The organism is Streptomyces sp. NBC_00490 (assembly GCF_036013645.1).
In the GTDB taxonomy this organism is placed as follows: Bacteria; Actinomycetota; Actinomycetes; order Streptomycetales; family Streptomycetaceae; genus Streptomyces; species Streptomyces canus_F.
Map to the genome: position 1 here is coordinate 2173905 of NZ_CP107869.1, position 16603 is coordinate 2190507.

The 16603-nt window shown below is 71.4% G+C and carries 16 protein-coding genes; 7 read left to right on the top strand and 9 right to left on the bottom strand.

Annotated features, from left to right (window positions below; genetic code table 11):
- Positions 1–8: 8 nt before the first annotated feature.
- Positions 9–581, bottom strand: coding sequence for a helix-turn-helix domain-containing protein (locus tag OG381_RS09740; RefSeq protein WP_327715728.1), 573 nt, complete (start codon positions 579–581; stop codon positions 9–11).
- 93 nt (positions 582–674) lie between these two features.
- On the opposite strand from OG381_RS09740, the gene OG381_RS09745 reads away from it, so the two are divergent.
- Positions 675–1532, top strand: a complete 858-nt coding sequence (locus tag OG381_RS09745; RefSeq protein WP_327715729.1) for a DMT family transporter — start codon at positions 675–677, stop codon at positions 1530–1532.
- A gap of 11 nt (positions 1533–1543) precedes the next feature.
- Here OG381_RS09745 and OG381_RS09750 read toward each other — a convergent pair whose 3' ends face one another.
- The gene (locus tag OG381_RS09750; RefSeq protein WP_327715730.1) at positions 1544–2296 is read right to left on the bottom strand and encodes an acyltransferase; all 753 of its coding nucleotides are present in this window, start codon (positions 2294–2296) and stop codon (positions 1544–1546) included.
- 109 nt (positions 2297–2405) lie between these two features.
- On the opposite strand from OG381_RS09750, the gene OG381_RS09755 reads away from it, so the two are divergent.
- Positions 2406–2933, top strand: coding sequence for a gamma carbonic anhydrase family protein (locus OG381_RS09755; protein WP_327722429.1), 528 nt, complete (start codon positions 2406–2408; stop codon positions 2931–2933).
- An 86-nt stretch (positions 2934–3019) separates the two neighbouring features.
- Here OG381_RS09755 and OG381_RS09760 read toward each other — a convergent pair whose 3' ends face one another.
- From OG381_RS09760 to OG381_RS09770, 3 genes are all read right to left on the bottom strand, one after another.
- Positions 3020–3664, bottom strand: a complete 645-nt coding sequence (locus tag OG381_RS09760; protein ID WP_327715731.1) for a DedA family protein — start codon at positions 3662–3664, stop codon at positions 3020–3022.
- A 64-nt stretch (positions 3665–3728) separates the two neighbouring features.
- Complete coding sequence (locus tag OG381_RS09765) at positions 3729–5330, bottom strand: carboxylesterase/lipase family protein (RefSeq protein ID WP_327715732.1); 1602 nt, start codon at positions 5328–5330, stop codon at positions 3729–3731.
- Between the two features lie 178 nt (positions 5331–5508).
- Positions 5509–7227 carry an RICIN domain-containing protein gene (locus OG381_RS09770; RefSeq protein WP_443061889.1) on the bottom strand — a complete coding sequence of 573 codons (1719 nt, stop codon included), beginning with the start codon at positions 7225–7227 and terminating at the stop codon, positions 5509–5511.
- Positions 7228–7685: 458 nt separating this feature from the next.
- On the opposite strand from OG381_RS09770, the gene galU reads away from it, so the two are divergent.
- Complete coding sequence (gene galU, locus OG381_RS09775; protein ID WP_327715734.1) at positions 7686–8642, top strand: UTP--glucose-1-phosphate uridylyltransferase GalU; 957 nt, start codon at positions 7686–7688, stop codon at positions 8640–8642.
- A gap of 52 nt (positions 8643–8694) precedes the next feature.
- Here the strand turns inward: galU and OG381_RS09780 are convergent, their stop codons facing one another.
- Positions 8695–9147 (bottom strand): DUF4442 domain-containing protein, encoded by a 453-nt coding sequence (locus OG381_RS09780; protein WP_327715735.1) that lies wholly within the window; start codon positions 9145–9147, stop codon positions 8695–8697.
- Between the two features lie 71 nt (positions 9148–9218).
- Here OG381_RS09780 and OG381_RS09785 point away from each other — a divergent pair, with 71 nt between their 5' ends.
- From OG381_RS09785 to OG381_RS09795, 3 genes are all read left to right on the top strand, one after another.
- A complete protein-coding gene (locus OG381_RS09785) occupies positions 9219–10103 on the top strand; it encodes a hypothetical protein (protein WP_327715736.1) in 885 nt (294 codons plus the stop codon).
- Positions 10104–10169: 66 nt separating this feature from the next.
- Complete coding sequence (locus tag OG381_RS09790) at positions 10170–11189, top strand: hypothetical protein (protein WP_327715737.1); 1020 nt, start codon at positions 10170–10172, stop codon at positions 11187–11189.
- A 164-nt stretch (positions 11190–11353) separates the two neighbouring features.
- Complete coding sequence (locus tag OG381_RS09795; RefSeq protein ID WP_327715738.1) at positions 11354–12694, top strand: MFS transporter; 1341 nt, start codon at positions 11354–11356, stop codon at positions 12692–12694.
- Here OG381_RS09795 and OG381_RS09800 read toward each other — a convergent pair.
- From OG381_RS09800 to OG381_RS09810, 3 genes are all read right to left on the bottom strand, one after another.
- Positions 12656–13501, bottom strand: a complete 846-nt coding sequence (locus OG381_RS09800; RefSeq protein ID WP_327715739.1) for a spermidine synthase — start codon at positions 13499–13501, stop codon at positions 12656–12658. The genes OG381_RS09795 and OG381_RS09800 overlap by 39 nt on opposite strands.
- A 119-nt stretch (positions 13502–13620) precedes the next feature.
- Positions 13621–14790 (bottom strand): elongation factor Tu, encoded by a 1170-nt coding sequence (gene tuf / locus OG381_RS09805; RefSeq protein WP_327715740.1) that lies wholly within the window; start codon positions 14788–14790, stop codon positions 13621–13623.
- A gap of 254 nt (positions 14791–15044) precedes the next feature.
- Positions 15045–15767, bottom strand: coding sequence for a DNA alkylation repair protein (locus OG381_RS09810; protein WP_327715741.1), 723 nt, complete (start codon positions 15765–15767; stop codon positions 15045–15047).
- A 49-nt stretch (positions 15768–15816) separates the two neighbouring features.
- Here OG381_RS09810 and OG381_RS09815 point away from each other — a divergent pair, with 49 nt between their 5' ends.
- On the top strand, positions 15817–16584 hold the full coding sequence (locus OG381_RS09815) for a TVP38/TMEM64 family protein (RefSeq protein WP_327715742.1): 768 nt from the start codon (positions 15817–15819) through the stop codon (positions 16582–16584).
- Positions 16585–16603: the final 19 nt, after the last annotated feature.

Below are 16603 nucleotides of genomic sequence, written 5' to 3' on the forward strand. Positions count from 1 at the left end.
ACAGCCGCTCAGGGCGCGGCCGGCACCGAGATGGCCAGCAGCAGTTCCATCGGGACGTCACCCTGATTGCCGTAGGTGTGCGAGGCGTTGGCCTCGAAGGTGACGCTGGAGCCGGCCGGGACGCGGTACTCGACACCGTCGACGGTGAGGGTCAGTTCGCCCACCGTGACATGCGCGATCTCGACCGTGCCGACCGGGTGCGGATCGGAGGAGCTGCTCTCACCCGGCATGAGCTTCCACGCCCACATCTCCAGTGGGCCGGGGGCCTCCGTGCCCGCGAGGAGCTTGCTGTAGCTGCCCGCGTCGGTGTGCCACAGCCGGACGACCTGCTCGGGCGGGACGATGCGCACCTTCGGGCCCTGCTCGTAGTCGAGCAGGGTGGTGACGCTGACCCCGAGGGCGTCGCCGATCTTCACGACGGTGCCGATACTCGGATTGGTCCGGGCCTGTTCGATCTGGATGAGCATGCCGCGGCTGACTCCGGCGCGCGCGGCCAGCGCGTCGAGGGTGAAGCCGCGTTCGGTCCGCCAGCGCTTGACATTGCGCGCCAGGGACTGGGTCAGCAGATCGAGGTCCGACACATCACGTCCAATATTCTGTATGACACAGTGCACCTGACTGAACTACGGTGAGGTGCACCCGATCGTTCACCGAACTGTACTGCGAGGCGCCCCGTGACAGCACTCTTCGCCCTGGCCAGCAGCCTCCTGTGGGGGCTGGCCGACTTCGGCGGCGGACTGCTGACCCGGCGCGTCCCCGCGCTCACCGTGGTGGTCGTCTCACAGGCGATCGCGGCGGTCGTGCTCGGCGTGACCGTGGTCGCCACCGGTGGCTGGAGCGAGGCCGGGCCGCGGCTGTGGTTCGCGGCCGCCGCCGGACTCGTCGGCCCCGTCGGCCTGATCTGCTTCTACAAGGCGCTCGCCCTGGGCCCGATGGGCGTGGTCTCCCCGCTCGGCACCCTCGGCGTGGCCGTCCCGGTCGGCGTGGGTCTCGTCCTCGGTGAGCGCCCTGGTCCGGCGCAGTTCGCGGGGATCGGGGTCGCCGTCCTCGGTGTCGCCCTCGCGGGCGGCCCGCAACTGAGGGGCGCCCCCGTGCAGCGGCGGACCATCCTGCTCACCCTGGTCGCGGCGTTCGGCTTCGGCACGGTGTTCGCCCTGATCGCGGAGGCGTCCACCACGGTCACCGGCCTGTTCCTCGCGCTCTTCGTGCAGCGTGTGGTGAACGTCGTCGTCGGCGGCGCCGTGCTGTACACCTCGGTCCGCAGGGGCGCCCCCGCGCTCCCGGCGGGCGGTTTCCCCTGGGCCTCGTTCCCGGCGCTGGCCTTCGTCGGCCTCGCGGACGTCGCGGCGAACGGCACCTACGCGGTCGCCGCCGGACTGGGCCCGGTCACCGTGGCCGCGGTGCTCGCCTCGCTCTACCCCGTGGTGACCGCCCTCGCCGCACGCGGTTTCCTCAGCGAACGACTACGGGCCGTCCAGGCGGCCGGCGCCGGCCTGGCCCTGGTCGGCACACTGCTGCTGGCGACCGGCTGAGCGTCCCCGGATCAGTCAAGCTCGGCGAGTTTCGCCGCGCTCTCCTCGTCCAGCCCGGCCAGCGCGTTGAGCTGCTCCGGAGTGACCCCCTCGGGGATCGGCCGGGGCGCCGGGGTCCGCAGCGGCGGCTGCCAGCCGTCCTCGGGAGTCCATCGCCGTACGACCTTGGCGGGCGCCCCCGCCACCACGGCGTGGTCGGGCACCGCACCGCGCACCACCGCCCCGGCCGCCACGACGACGTTCCGCCCGATCCGCGCCCCCGGCAGGATCACGGCGCCGGTGCCGATCCAGCAGCCGGGGCCGATCTCCACCGGCTCCATGCGCGGCCACTGCTTGCCGATGGGCTCGTGGGGATCGTCGTACGAATGGTTCGTGGACGTGACGTACACATAGGGCCCGAAGTAGCAGTCGCTGCCGATGGTGACCGTCGTGTCGGCGATGACATGACTGCCGCGGCCGAGGACGACGCCGTCCCCGATCCGCAGGATCGGTTCCGGGCCGAGGTCCAGGTCGGGCATCAGACCGGCGGTCAGGGTGACCTGCTCACCGACGATGCAGTGCGAACCCAGCGTGATCCACGGCTCCCCGAAGACCGTGCCGAGCGGAAACGCGAGCCGCGAGTGCTCGCCCAGCGCGCCGAAGCGGAACCGTCCCGGGTGCTCGGCGGTCACGGAACCCGTGCGCTGCACCCAGGCCCAGCCCGCGTGGACGGCACGCTGCGTGAGGCTGCGACACCAGGATGAGAACGTGTTCTTCTTCGGCACGAGGTCACCGTACTCACGGTGAGGAGGGGCGCCGGGTGGCCGGGCCTGTGATCTTCGCCCCACGCGCGTGGCGTACGGTGCCGGTGTCAGCGACGACGAGGAGAAGGCGATGACGCACAAGGCGTTGGTCACGGGCATCGGCGGCCGGGAACCGAAGATCGACGGCGAGGCCTTCGTGGCCCCCACCGCCTCGGTGATCGGCGATGTGACGCTGGAGGCGGGGGCGAGCCTCTGGTACGGCGCCGTGGCCCGCGGCGACGTCGAGCGGATCTCCGTCGGCGCGCAGAGCAACATCCAGGACAACTGCACCCTGCACGCCGACCCGGGGTTCCCCGTCACGATCGGCCAGCGGGTGTCGGTGGGGCACAACGCGGTGGTGCACGGGGCGACGGTCGAGGACGACTGCCTGATCGGGATGGGCGCGACCGTGCTGAACGGCGCGGTGATCGGCGCGGGGTCGCTGGTGGCGGCACAGGCACTGGTCCCGCAGGGGATGCAGGTGCCGCCGGGTTCACTGGTGGCGGGCGTACCGGCGAAGGTGAGGCGTGAGCTGACGGAGGAAGAACGTCAGGGAGTCACACTGAACGGCACGCTGTACGCGGATCTGGCGAAGGCGCACAACGAAATCCACGGCTAGGCAACCCACCCAGGGGCGCGGGGCTGTATCGATCTGCGGCTACCGCCGCGTGGGCGCGACCAGCAACGCCGAACCCGCGCCCGAGGTCACTCAGAAGCCCCTACGGTCTCGGCCTCACGCACCGCGCTCTGCCCCTTCGCTGCCTTGCGCTTGAGCACCAGCATCGACGTGAGTCCGATCAGCACGGCGAGGACCAGGCCCAGCCACGAGAACCGCTTCAGCCACGACTCCGCGACGATGCCCACGTAGTAGATGACGGCCGTCGTACCGCCCGCCCAGAGGATGCCGCCGAGAACGTTGGCGATCAGGAACTTCCAGTACGGCATCCGCAGCACACCCGCCAGCGGCCCCGCGAAGATCCGCAGCAGGGCGACGAACCGGCCGAAGAAGACGGCCCACATGCCCCACTTCTCGAAGGACCGCTCCGCCGTGGCGATGTGCCCCTCGCTGAAGTGCCGGGGGAACTTCCTGCCCAGCCAGGCGAGCAGCGGCCGGCCGCCCTTGCGGCCGATCGCGTAGCCGATCGAGTCGCCGATGATCGCTCCCGCACTGGCGCAGGCGCCGAGGATGAACGGGTTGATCTCACCGTGCTGGGAGGCGAGCAGCGCGGACGAGACGAGGATGATCTCGCCCGGCAGCGGAATGCCCAGGCTCTCCAGGCCGATGACCAGGCCCACCAGCAGATAGATGCTGACCGCGGGTACGGTCTCGAGCCATTCCTGGACGTGCACGGCCGTTCCTCCCGTTGTCCTGTGCTTCCGGCGCACGCTCCTCACGAGCGTGCGCCGGGGCAGCCTACCCGTTGAGTGTGACGGTGGCGGAGTCCCACAGGTTGCACCGGTGCTCAGCGTGCACGGTCGCGCTCAAGGCGTTACCGCCGGCGGAGGCGGTCCGCAGCGAGAGCACCGACCCCGTCCCGCGCGGCATCGAGGGCTGCCCGTCCGCCCGCGGCGCTCCACCGCGGATGAAGGAACCCCAGTACTGGACCATCTGCCGCGCCAGCACCTTCTGCTCATTGTTCAGCGGGGACCGGAGGCCGAAGTGCTTGAAGAGGTACTGCACCTCGTTGACATGGGTCGCCCCGAAGTCGAAGTCGGTGCCCAGGTTGCGCAGTGAGGCGAACGGCGGGGAGGTGCGGTCGGCGAACTCGTACCCGTAGACCGGTCCGCGCCCGGCGAGCGCGCCGTCGAGCCGTAGCGCGCTGCACGCGAAGAGTGCGTCGCCGAGGGCCGTGGCATAGCCGATCGTGGGCGTCGGGTAGGCCGTGACCGGGTAGTGCCGGAGTGCCTCCTCGCCGAATTCCTCCCGCATGACCGTCGGATACCGCTCTTCCGTGAGGGGGGTCCCGCCGAGGTCGAAGCGGGCGAAGGCGAAGAGCCGGCCCTCGTCCTGGTTCGCCCCGTTCATCACCGGTACCCCGGCGGCGGCACCCCGGGCGAAGGCGTCCGACGGCTGGGTGGGCAGGAAGCGTCCACCGGCCACCGGACCCCAGTCGAACTCCCCCTGTGCGGCGAGGACTTCGGCGGCGGACTTGCCGCGCAGACAGGCGACCGTCTCGCACCCGAGCTGCCGCGCGAACGCGGCTCCCTGGGTCACGGCCGCCTCCCGCGTCCGGGCGGCGCAGTCGTCGTACGCCCCGCTCTCGATGATGCCCGCCCGGAACAGACCCTTCGCCGTGGGTGAGGCGAGCTGGGTACAGACCGAGCGGCCGCCCGCGGACTCACCGGCGATGGTGACCCGGCCCGGGTCGCCGCCGAAGCGGCCGATGTTGGCGCGCACCCAGCGCAGCGCCGCCTGCTGGTCGAGCATGCCGAAGTTGCCGGAGACCCCGTCGCGGGCCTCGTCGTCGAGACCTGCGGCGGCGAGGAACCCCATCGCTCCCAGACGGTAGTTCACGGTGACCACGACCGTGCCGGTCTGCCGGGCGAAGGTGTCGGGGACGATGTCCTGCCCGGCCCCGGCGGTGAGCCCGCCGCCGTGGAACCAGACCATGACCGAACGGCCTCCGGCGCCCTCGGGGACGTACACATTGAGGTCGAGGCAGTCCTCGGTGTGCGAGGGCTGTTCGTACCCCGGGTCCCAACTCGTCGCCTGGACACACTTGTTGCCGAAGTCCTGTGCGGTACGCACCCCCTGCCACGGCCGGACCGCTCTCGGTTCCTTCCAGCGGAGCTCGCCGACGGGCGGCTCGGCGTACGGGATGCCGAGGAACTGCCGCCCCTCGGCGGTGACTTCACCCCGCACCAGACCTGCTTGGGTACGGACGACGGGGTCGGGCGAGCCGACCGCCTGAGCGGGCGCGGGCGCCATGAGCGCGGCCACGAGTGCCGTCAGGGCGGCGGTGATCACCCCGCCCAGCTGACGCGGGGCCGATCGTCTGGAGACGGTGCCGGTCATGAGCCGTCACTCCTTCGGTGTGCGGGCACGACGTTGTGAACACATCCGGTGAGAAACGCCAGGGGCGCGGCGGGAAAACTATGACCCTTGGTGACTCGTGTCAATGAGGTGAACAAGAGACGGCCGGATGCCGACAAGAACTGAAGAAGGGGGCCGCCTCGACGAGGCGGCCCCCGGGTCAGTGAAGGAGGGATCCGACCGCGGTGACGACGGTTTCCGCGACCGGCACGTCCTGGCGGGCGCCCGGGTCCTCGGGTTCGTCCCGGTGGTCGACCTGGGCCGCGCTTGGCTCGTAGTCCCCCGCCTCGCCCGGAGCGTGGTCGTCGGGCTCCTCGGGGCGCAGCGGCGCGGCGGTGGGTGACGGCGAGGCGGTGTCCGGGAGTCGGCGATCCCCGTCCTCCTCCTCGCCCTTCTCCTTCGTCCCGCCCTTCTCCGTCTTCTCCTTCTTGTCGTCCTTCTCTTCCGTCCCGTCCTTCTGCCGCGTCTCCGCGGTGGGTCTGTCCGCCGTCTCGAACAGCCATCCCTGGTCCGCGGAGCCGTCGCGCTCGACCACTACGACATCGAGGTCCTTGTCGGGTGCGACGACCAGCCCCTTGCCCCAGCGGAGCAGGAGTTCACCGCGGACGGTGAGGTCGTACTGGATCTCACCGGAGTGCACCAGGCATCCGGCGAGAGCGACCGAACCCTCGCCGGTGTCGGCGCCGAGGCAGAGCGCGGGATCGGCGAGGCTGCGCAGCAGACCGTCGTCCTGGTACGACCACTGCTGGGACAACGCCGAGGAGCAGGCCGCCAGCACCGTCGCGGAGCCCGTCTCGGCCTTGTTCCCACGGATGTCGAGGCAGAGGTCGGCGGCGCGGCTGCGGAGTCTGCCCTGGCCGATCTCCACGGGGTCACTCGCGGAGGCGGCCGACGGGGAGCCGTCGGACGAGGGCGCCGAGTCGGGGCTGGGCACGACGTCGTTGCCGCTGGGTGCGCCCCAGGTGACGCCGGGATCGGGGACACCGTTGTCATCGGACCAGCCCTTGGTGACGAGGACGGTCGCGAGCAGGGCGAAGGAGGTCAGGCCCACGACCATCACCGCCTTGGTGTGCCGTCTCGGTGCGGCGACACGTGTGGGCCGGTGCCGGCCGCCGCGCGGACGGACGGTCGGCGCCTGGCTCGAACCGCCGCGGCCGGGCCGGGAGTCGAGATAGCGCCTGGCGCCCCAGCCGAGCACGGTCTCGGCGAGCAGCGCCTCGAGGCCGCCCTCGAAATGGCTGAGCTGTTCGGCGGCATGCCGGCAGTGGCGGCACGCCATCAGATGCTGCTGCACATCGGGGAGCAGGGCGCCACCACGGCGAATCGGGACGTCGAGGAGGCGGTTGTAGAAACCGCAGTCCTTGGAGGGCGCGAGTTCCCGGTGGGCTCGTACACAGCCTTCCCGGAATTGCTCGCGCGCCCGTTCCAGCCCGTCCGCCGCCTGGGGGATGTCGATCCCCAGCAGACCGGCCGGTACGGATATGTGCTCGGCCTCGACCTCGACATGCCACAACAGGCATTGCGAGGCACCAGGAAGGGCCTGGAATGCGCGCTCGGCGAGCTGTCGCCTTTCGGGGGTGGCGCCCCGTGCGGCGCGCAGTCCGCGGCCGCCGGTCGTTTTGCCCAGCTCCGGCAGCGCCGCGGAAATGCGATCCTGTGCGGCCCACTCCTTCACCGTGTCCCGTACGGCGGCCAGGAGTTGGGGCCGCACCGCGCCCCCGCCCGCCCGTCCGAGCACCCGGTGGAACGCCGCGGCGGCCACCAGCTCCGCCGAACCGGACGAGGAGGCCAGACAGATGACGGCGTAGTCATGAGTGGCCCGCCAGTGCCGGGCCATCAGCAGTGCGACAGCTCGGTCACCGCCCTCGGCACCGCCCAATTGGGCGACGAGATTTCGGTCGCTCTCCCCCGGAGTCGCTCCGGGTCGCGGCGGATAGGGGGGCCTTGGGGGGTATGGGGATTGCACTGAACCATTTCCTTCCAAGCCGCAGGACGGCATGGCTATTGCGCGTCCACCGGAAAGCAGGTGCGTGATTGGTGCATACCTATGTGACGTCAGGTACGGTGCGGTCATTCGGGGCGGTCACTTTCGCACACGTGAATCACAGGAAACAAGAAGTTCGAGTGACCAAAGTTCAAAACGCAGCGAATTCAGATAAGTTACCGGCGGTATCCGCACCCGCATTCGAAGTCCCGACCGGGCCGGCGCCAAGTTGTGTGTAACCAAAGACAGTTGGCACACGAAATCTCCAACTTTCGCCGCCCCGGGCCCGACACACAGCGCGCTCCCAGCTTTCTCCCCGGAAGCTCTCATCCCCGTCGGCCAGCATGGGCCGCATGATCGACCCCCACCACCCCGCCGACCCCGCGGCCCCCACCCACGGCCGCCCCGTACGCAAAGCGGTCATCCCGGCCGCCGGGCTCGGCACGCGCTTCCTGCCCGCGACCAAGGCGACGCCGAAGGAGATGCTGCCGGTCGTCGACAAGCCGGCCATCCAGTACGTCGTGGAGGAGGCGGCCGCGGCCGGTCTCGACGACGTGCTGATGATCACCGGTCGCCACAAGCGGGCCATCGAGGACCACTTCGACCACGCCTTCGAGCTGGAACAGGCCCTCGCGGCGAAGGGCGACACCGTCCGCCTCGACGCCGTGCGCGACCCGGCCCGCCTCGCCGGCATCCACCACATCCGCCAGGGCGAACCCCTCGGCCTCGGCCACGCGGTGCTGTGCGCCCGTCGCCACGTCGGCGCCGAGCCGTTCGCCGTCCTGCTCGGCGACGACCTCATCGACCCGCGCGAGACACTGCTCAGCCGGATGCTCGACGTCCGCGACAAGCACGGCGGGAGCGTCGTCGCGCTGATGGAGGTACCCCGCGAACAGATCCCTCTCTACGGCTGCGCCGCCGTGGAAAGGACGGGCGACGACGACGTCGTCCGCGTGACCGGGCTCGTGGAGAAGCCGTCGCCCGAGAACGCGCCCAGCACCTACGCGGTCATCGGCCGCTATGTCCTCGACCCCGCGGTCTTCGCCGCCCTGGAGCGCACCCCGCCCGGCCGCGGCGGCGAGATCCAACTGACCGACGCCCTCCAGGAACTCGCCGTGGGCGGCACCGTGCACGGGGTCGTCTTCGAGGGGCTGCGCTACGACACCGGCGACAAGGCGGACTACCTGCGCACGGTGGTCCGGCTGGCCTGCGACCGGCCCGATCTGGGACCCGAATTCCTCGCCTGGCTCAAGGAGTTCGTCACGGCGGCCGAGAACGGCGCAACCGGACATCGGCGGTTCGCGGCCTGATCACACACCAGGGCCCCGACCGACGGCCGGGGCCGTGCCGGGAACGCGTGGCTCAGCCGTTGGGACGCAGGGTCCAGACCACGGTCATCTCACCGGTCACCGCCCCGTCGGCACGGCGGATCTCGATCGTCACCGGGAACTCGGGGCGCTCCCCCGCGTCCAGCTCGGCGACCACGTCGGCGGCGGGGCGGCCCAGGGTCGCGGTGGCGGTGACGGCGCCCATCGCGAGCTTCTTGTACGCGATCTCCGCCTTGACGGCGAGCGGCACGGCTCGCGAGAGCTGGTCCCCGAACGCGGCGAGGACGATGGAGCCGCTGGCGGTCTCGCCGAGCGTGAACATGGCGCCGGCGTGCGGGCCGCCCACGTGGTTGTGGTACTCGCCCTGGTCCGGCAGGGACACCACGGCCCTCTCCGGCGTGGTCTCCAGGAACTCGAGATTCAGGGTCCGGGCCATGGGCACGGTGGCGGACAGCATCTCGCCGATCGACATCTGGTCTGCGCTCATGACCGGCATGTTACCCACGAGTAGCCTCGAATGACCAGGTCGGTGTGATGATCGTCGTATCCTTGCCGCCCATGTGGCCAGGAGAGCGACCGCCGGGGGGCGGAACGAATCCGCAGCAGGACGCGAACCCCTATCAGCAGCCGGGATATCAGCAACCCAACCCGTACACCGCGCAACCGCCGCCCGCGCCGGACGACGGGAACCGGCGTACGAGAACCGTCGCCCTCGCCGCGACCGCGGCCGTCGTGATCGCCGCCCTGGTGACCGGCGCCGTGCTCCTCGGGGGCGGCAGCGACGACGAGACGGCACCGGACCCGGCGCGCTCCTCGGCCTCGCCGACCGCGTCCGACGGCCGGAAGCCGACCGTGGACGGCTGGAAGGCCGTGGTCAACACGGACCTCGGTGTCGCCTTCGACGTTCCGGCGGACTGGGCGCTGGAGTCGAGGGACTGGGTGTCCTACGTCGCGGAGGACGACGATCCCGACGAGACACCGCTGGTGGCCATGAAGGGCCCCGCCGTCCTCAAGGCGCAGTGGTGCACCTCGGACGACGACAAGGACGGCAGGACCGACGACACCCCGTTGGCGAGCGCCGGATCACGGGGCAACAACGGCGCGCGGAGCACCGAGGAGATCGCCCGCGCCGACTCCGCGGCCTGGGTCTACGGCATGTACACCCAGCCGGACAGGAAGAAGGTGACCACCGCTCCCGCCGCCTCCTTCACCACCGCGTCGGGCCTGACCGGCAGCGTCGCCACGTCGGAGTCCGCCGGGGTCGAGCGGCAGGACAAGTGCGACACGGACGGCAAGGCGACGACCTTCGCCTTCAAGAACGCCGAGGGTGACTTCGCGTCGTGGTCGTTCTTCGGCGCCGCGGGCGTCGACGAGGAGGTTCCGCAGGTCACGGTCGAGAAGATCTTGAGCACGGTACGCGTGTTCACGCCCGAGGAGTCCTGACTTGCTACGTCCCTGACAAGGGGCGGTGACCGAATCGATGCACGGACGCCACTAAGGTGACTGCCCATGTGGCCAGGACAGCAGCCGCCCGGGGGCGAGCAGAACCCGCAGGACCAGAACAACCCGTACCAGCAGCCGGGGTACCAGCAACCCAATCCGTACCAACAGCCCGGCTATCAGCAGGCCAACCCCTACGGGCAGCAGACCCAGTGGGACACGCCCCAGCCGCCGCAGCCCGGAGGTCCGGGTGGCGGCGGTGGCAACCGTACGAAGATCACGGCGATCGTGGCCGCCCTGGCCGTCGTCGTGGCCGCCGGTGTGACCGGCTTCCTCGTCCTCGGCGGTGACAAGGACGACGAGGCGGGCGGCGGCTCGGACAAGCAGACCGGCCAGAGCGCGCCGCCGTCGAAGTCCGCCTCGACCGATCCGTCCGAGTCGTCCTCCGGCTCGGACGACAACCCGCGCGGCGGCGAGGAGGAGAAGGCGACGATCGACGGCTGGAAGGTCGTCATCAACCCCAAGTGGGGCACGGCCTTCGACGTCCCGGCGGACTGGAAGGTCGAGTCGCCGGGCATGCTCATCGGCTTCGAGGAGGACGACGCCAAGGCCGGCGACAAGCCCATCATCACCATGTCGGCACCGGCGTACCTCAAGGAACAGTGGTGCACCTCCGACGACGACAAGAACGGTGACAAGGACGAGACCGCCCTCGCCACCGCGGGCACCAAGGGCGCGAACGGCGCCAAGAGCACCGACGAGGTGGCCGTCAACCAGGTCGCGTGGTGGGTGTACGGCGGCTACACGCAGCCGGACAAGAAGAGCATCACGTTCGACGAGAAGGCGAAGGCGTTCACGACGACGTCGGGCGTCAAGGGCAGCGTCGCCTGGGCCCGTTCGAAGAACACGCCCCAAAAGGGCAAGTGCGCGAGCGACGGCAAGGCGGTCACGTTCGGGTTCAAGAACTCCGCCGGTGACTTCGTGGCGTTCAGTCTGTACGGGGCCACGGGTGTCGACGACGAGCTCCCGGACGCGACGATCACGAAGATCCTGAGCACGGTCCGGCTGCACGGCGAGCCGACGGGCTGAGCCCCCGGGGAGGCCGCCGCTTCGCGGATGCGTGGAGCACCGGCCTCCCCGCCCCCCTGGGGTGATCGGCCATGCGGCCAGAACAGCGGCCGCCCGGGGGCGAGCAGACCCCGTACCAGCAGCCCACCCCGTCCACGGGCTGACCGGCAGGCCGTCGGCCGGGAATGCGTTTGGCAAGCCGGGTTCGGACCGGGGATAGTCGGCCGGTGACCTCCGCCGACGCCCCGATACGCCGCCGCAGACCCGACTGGGCCGGCCGCAACTACAGTCTGCTGACCGCCTCGGCGGTCGTCACCGGCCTCGGCAGCCACGGCGCGCTGATCGCCGCCGCGTTCGCCGTCCTGGAGACCGGAGGCGACGGCGGGGACGTGGGACTCGTGGCCGCCGCGCGGACGCTGCCGCTGGTGGTGTTCCTGCTGATCGGCGGCGCGATCGCGGACCGGCTCCCCCGGCACCGGGTGATGGTCGCGGCGAACGCCCTCAACTGTGTGTCGCAGGGTGTCTTCGCGGTGCTCGTCCTCGCCGGGGATCCGCAGCTGTGGCAGATGATGCTGCTCACCGCGCTGGGCGGCACCGGTCAGGCGTTCCTCAGCCCGGCGGCCGAGGGCATGCTGATGTCCTCGGTCTCCGGCGAGCAGGCGAGCCGGGCCTTCGCGGTGTTCCGGATGGCGATGCAGGGGGCGACCGTCGGCGGGGCCGCGCTGGGCGGCGCGATGGTCGCCGCGATCGGCCCGGGCTGGGTGCTGGCGGCGGACGCGGCGGCGTTCGCGGTGGCCGGAGCCCTGCGCGCCTTCCTCGACGTGAGCCATATCGCGCCACGCGTGCCGGGCGGCGGCCTGCTCGCAGACCTGCGGGAGGGCTGGCGGGAGTTCAGCGGCCGGCCGTGGCTGTGGGGCATCGTCGTGCAGTTCTCGATCGCGAACGCGGTCGTGGCCGCCGCCGACGCGGTCTACGGCCCGCTGGTCGCCCGCGACCATCTGGGCGGGGCGGGCCCCTGGGGTCTGGCCCTGGGCTTCTTCGGCGCGGGCACGGTCGCCGGCGCCCTGCTGATGACCCGCTGGAAGCCACGCCGCCTGCTGCTCTGGGGCACCCTCGGCGTCTTCCCCCTGGCCCTCCCCTCGGCCGCCCTCGCGGTGCCCACGTCGGCCGGGGTCCTGTGCGCGGTGATGTTCCTGACCGGCGTGACGGTGGAGGTCTTCGGGGTGAGCTGGATGACCGCCCTCCATCAGGAGATCCCGGAGGACAAGCTCTCCCGGGTCTCGGCCTACGACTGGTTCGGCTCCGTCGCGATGGTGCCGCTGGCGACCGCGCTGGCCGGTCCGGCGGAGTCGGCCTTCGGCCGCTCCCACGCGCTGTGGGGCTGTGCGGCGCTGGTCGTGGTGGTGACCGCGGCGGTGCTGTGCGTACCGGACGTGCGCAACCTCAGACGGCGGAGCAAGCCGGTGGCGCGGTCCGCCGCGGTCGGCTCAGCCGATGCCGAACGCCCCGTCGGGGGGCTCGGGTGACGGCACGGCGTCCTCGTCCCGCACGGGCCGCGCACCGCCGGTGAAGTCCCGCAGGTCGGCCCCGTGCCGGACCCGGGCGGGGAAGGCGTCGGAGGCGGTGAGCCGGGCGAGCGCGGCCGTGTCGAAGGGCTCCCGGGCGGCGACCACCACGGCGTTCCCGAACCGCCGGCCCCGCAGCACCCCCGGCTCGGCGATCAGCGCGAGCTCCGGGAACACCGTGCCCAGGGTGGCGAGTTGGGAGCGCAGGAAGGCGAAGGGCGCCGCGTCGGCGAGGTTGGCCAGATAGACGCCGCCGTCGCGCAGCACCCGGCCGGCCTCCCGGGCGTACCCGAGGGAGGTGAGGTGCGCGGGCACCCGCGAGCCTCCGAAGACATCGGCGACCAGCACGTCCGCGGAGTCGGCCGGAGCCGCCTCCAGCCACGCCCGCGCGTCGGCGCCGTGCAGGGCGATCGAGGCCCCGTCGGGCAAGGGCAGATGCTCCACGACCAACCGCAGCAGCTCCTGATCGGCCTCCACGACGTCCTGCCGGGACCCGGGCCGGGTGGCGGCGAGGTAGCGCGGCAGCGTCAGCGCCCCGCCCCCGAGGTGCAGCACGTCCAGGGGCCGCCCCGCCTCCGCGACGGTGTCCAGCACATGCCCGAGCCGACGGGCGTACTCGAACTCCAGATGCGTCGGCTCGTCCAGATCGACGTACGACTGGGGCGCCCCGTCGACGGTGAGCAGCCAGGCCCGCGCACGATCGACGTCGGGCATGAGCTTGGCGAACCCGTGATCGACAACACGGGCGACGGGGATGGGCTCGGTCACCCGGTCATTGTGCCGGTGACCCTGCTGTCCAGGGGCGGCGGGGGCGCGCCCCCGAAGGGGCGCGGGGAACCGCGCGACCGGCCACGCCGGCCCCGCGGTCCCCCACACATCAGCCGCCCTCACACGACGGCTGTCACGGTCCCCGCACCGACGGTCCGACCACCCTCACGGATGGCGAATCCGAGCCCGGGCTCCAGCGGCACGTCCCGCCCCAGCTCGACGGTCATGCTGACCGTCTCCCCGGGCCGGGCGACCGCCACCTCACCCAGGTCGACGTCGCCGACCACATCCGCCGTACGGATGTAGAACTGCGGCCGATACCCCGTCGACACCGGCGTCGTGCGGCCTCCCTCACGAGCGGACAGCACATACACCTGCGCCGAGAACCGCCGTCGCGGCTCCACGCTGCCCGGCGCGGCCACCACATGCCCACGCCGTACGGCGTCCCGGGGAACGCCGCGCAGGAGCAACGCCACGTTGTCCCCGGCCTGTGCCTCGTCCATGGGCTTGCCGAAGGTCTCCACCCCGGTGACCACCGTGTCCACGGCGGCCCCGAGCACGTCGACCCGGTCGCCCACCCGGACCGTGCCCCGCTCCACCGCACCGGTGACGACCGTGCCGCGGCCGGTGATGGTGAGCACGTTCTCCACCGGCAACAGGAACGGCGCGTCCAAGTACCGCTCCGGCATGGGCACATACGTGTCCACCGCGTCGAGCAGCGCGTCGATGGACGCCGTCCACCGCGGGTCGCCCTCCAGCGCCTTGAGCCCGGAGACCCGTACGACAGGCACCGCGTCGCCGCCGTACCCGTGTGTGGTGAGCAGGTCGCGGACCTCCAGCTCGACGAGTTCCACGAGCTCGTCGTCCGCCGCGTCGGCCTTGTTCAGGGCGACGACCACGTGGTCCACGCCCACCTGCCGGGCGAGCAGCACGTGTTCGGCGGTCTGCGGCATGATCCCGTCGAGCGCGGAGACGACGAGGATCGCCCCGTCGAGCTGCGCGGCGCCGGTGACCATGTTCTTGACGTAGTCGGCGTGGCCCGGCATGTCCACGTGCGCGTAGTGCCGGGTGTCGGTCTCGTACTCGACGTGCGCGATGTTGATGGTGATGCCGCGCGCGGCCTCCTCCGGAGCCCGGTCGATGCGGTCGAACGGGACGAAGGTGCCGGTGCCGCGGTCGGCGAGGACCTTGGTGATGGCGGCGGTCAGGGTGGTCTTGCCGTGGTCGACGTGGCCCATGGTGCCGATGTTGAGATGCGGTTTGGTGCGCACGTATGCCGTCTTGGGCATGGCGATTCCTCGAAGCCTCTTCGTTGGTGACGGGGACCCCGGGGAACTGGCCGACCCTCCCCCTGCGGGGTCCGCCGGACAATCCGGAGAGGGTCAGCTTCGGGCGCCGTCGACAGCGGCCAGGAAGATTTCAACGGCAGCCTTCGGTGCATCCGCGACTGCGGATGCTGCGAAGAGGAAGGCGTGCCGGAACATGAGGCCGATCATTGCCGACACCCCGCCCGGAGTCGAATGGTTTTTCGAGCTACGGGATGTCAGGCGCCGATGTTCTTGAGGGCTTCCCGCACCGACAGCGGCGCGAAGCGGCCCTTCTCCCGGGCGAGGAAGGCCCGTACGGCCTCCGGGTCGGTCTTGGCGTACTCGCGCAGCGCCCAGCCGATCGCCTTGCGGATGAAGAAGTCGGGGTGCCCGGACTGGCGCAGGCAGTAGGTGAACAGGCGGTCGGCGTCGGTGTGTTCTTTGTAACGCAGTTGGTGGAGCAGGGCGGTGCGGGCGATCCACAGGTCGTCGTCCACGATCCAGGCGTCCATGTCGGCCGCGAGTTTCGGGTCGGCGGTCACCATCGCGCCGACGACGTGCGCAGCGAGCAGGTCGACGGTGTCCCACCAGGGGACCGTCGAGACGAGGTGCCGGGCCACCGGCAGGAAGCCGGACGGGAGCACGCGCGCGTGGCGGCGCAGATAGTCGACGGCGAAGTACTGGTACTCGCGCTCGGGCAACTCCCAGCAGCGCAGGGCGATCGCGGTGCAGTCGGCCTCGTCGGGGCGGGGCGTGCCCTCCAGGACGGTGCGGGACAGGGAGCGACGCACGGGCGTGGTGAGGCCGAGGAAGGGGGCGACGTCCTTCATGTACGCGCGCATGGGCTCGGCCCGTTCGGGGTCGGCCGCACCGCCGTAGACGGCGGTGAGCCGCTCCAGCACGGTGTCCGCAAGAGTGCTGTGCGGCAGTGAGGGAGATCCCACACCTGTGACGCTCATGAGACGAACCATACGGCGATCACACACATGGGTCGGTTAGTGTCACCGGATGCTCGATGCCACCACCCGCTCTGGGGGCACAGCCACGGCCCCTCCCCCGGCCGCCGCCACGGAGCTCGCCCTCGCCGCACCCGTCACGGTCGGTCTCGCCGCACGCTGCTCGAGAGTGCTGCTCTCGCCCTGGTCGCGGCTGTCCCTGCTCGTCGCGCTCCTCGCGGCGGCCGGGTCGACCGTGCTCCTCCTGGAGCCACAGCGGCTGCTGGCCGACGGCTGGCCACCGGAGCTCGGCGGGGCCGCGGCCGCCCTGGTGTACGCGGTGGCGTACGGGCTGTGCGCGGTGGCGTTCGTGCCGCGCCCGCTGCTGAACCTGGCCGCGGGCGCGCTCTTCGGCTCGCAACTGGGTCTCGGTGCCGCGCTGGCGGGCACGGTGCTCGGCGCCGGCATCGCCTTCACGCTGGGCCGGGTGCTGGGCCAGAGCGCCCTCCGCCCGCTGCTGCGCGGTCGCCTGCTGCAGGGCGCGGACGGGCAGCTCAGCCGTCACGGTTTCCGCTCGATGCTGGCGATCCGGCTGTTCCCCGGCGTCCCGTTCGCCGCCGCCAACTACTGCGCCGCCGTCTCGCGCATGGGCTATCTGCCGTTCCTGCTGGCGACGGCGCTCGGCTCGATCCCGAACACCGCCGCCTACGTCGTGGCAGGAGCCCGCGCGTCGACGCCGACGTCCCCGGCGTTCCTCATCGCGATGGCGGCCATCGCGGTCCCGGCACTGGTGGGAGCGGCGGTGGCCTGGCGCAAGCGCCATCATCTGCGGGCACGCTGAAAACGCCGGTCAGGGGCGC

Bases quoted from the DNA above. Each gene is read 5' to 3' on its own strand.
- OG381_RS09755 (WP_327722429.1), top strand. From the start codon at position 2,406: ATGACGCACAAGGCGTTGGTCACGGGCATCGGCGGCCGGGAACCGAAG.
- OG381_RS09765 (WP_327715732.1), bottom strand. From the start codon at position 5,330: ATGACCGGCACCGTCTCCAGACGATCGGCCCCGCGTCAGCTGGGCGGG.
- galU (WP_327715734.1), top strand. From the start codon at position 7,686: ATGATCGACCCCCACCACCCCGCCGACCCCGCGGCCCCCACCCACGGC.
- OG381_RS09780 (WP_327715735.1), bottom strand. From the start codon at position 9,147: ATGAGCGCAGACCAGATGTCGATCGGCGAGATGCTGTCCGCCACCGTG.
- OG381_RS09785 (WP_327715736.1), top strand. From the start codon at position 9,219: ATGTGGCCAGGAGAGCGACCGCCGGGGGGCGGAACGAATCCGCAGCAG.
- OG381_RS09790 (WP_327715737.1), top strand. From the start codon at position 10,170: ATGTGGCCAGGACAGCAGCCGCCCGGGGGCGAGCAGAACCCGCAGGAC.
- OG381_RS09795 (WP_327715738.1), top strand. From the start codon at position 11,354: ATGCGTTTGGCAAGCCGGGTTCGGACCGGGGATAGTCGGCCGGTGACC.
- tuf (WP_327715740.1), bottom strand. From the start codon at position 14,790: ATGCCCAAGACGGCATACGTGCGCACCAAACCGCATCTCAACATCGGC.
- OG381_RS09810 (WP_327715741.1), bottom strand. From the start codon at position 15,767: ATGAGCGTCACAGGTGTGGGATCTCCCTCACTGCCGCACAGCACTCTT.
- OG381_RS09815 (WP_327715742.1), top strand. From the start codon at position 15,817: ATGCTCGATGCCACCACCCGCTCTGGGGGCACAGCCACGGCCCCTCCC.